Below are 354 nucleotides of genomic sequence, written 5' to 3'. Positions count from 1 at the left end.
CGAAGCTGGCTGACCGCTGCCGCATCTATCTGGCCGCAGTCAACCCAAGGCAGCCATACTGGCGCATACATCGGAATGTCCCTTATTCGCTCTTGTGAAAAGTTTTGGATCAGCGAACTTAGGCCCCCCGAGACGCCCTGGAGTGCCGTCATGTTGGCGCTGCGAAACTGCCGTCTTCGATCAGAAAGGCCGTTGAGCCGGGTCGATCACGGCACCGATTGCAAGGGGTCTCGCTGGGGGGCATCCACTACGGGTAACGTGAAATAGAGCGTCGCGCCTTGATCCGGATTGTTTTCAGCCCATAGCCGCCCGCCATGCATCTCGATAATGGTGCGGCTGATCGACAATCCGAGG

General features: G+C 58.5%; 1 protein-coding gene. It reads right to left on the bottom strand.

What is annotated here, in order from left to right; translation table 11 throughout:
* Nucleotides 1-206: 206 nt before the first annotated feature.
* Complete coding sequence (locus tag SB679_RS23395; protein ID WP_410704672.1) at nt 207-347, bottom strand: hypothetical protein; 141 nt, start codon at nt 345-347, stop codon at nt 207-209.
* Nucleotides 348-354: the final 7 nt, after the last annotated feature.

It is taken from the genome of Chryseobacterium sp. SIMBA_029, assembly GCF_046535275.1.
Taxonomy (GTDB): domain Bacteria; phylum Bacteroidota; class Bacteroidia; order Flavobacteriales; family Weeksellaceae; genus Chryseobacterium.
This window is presented reverse-complemented; position numbering and strand designations above follow the sequence as displayed.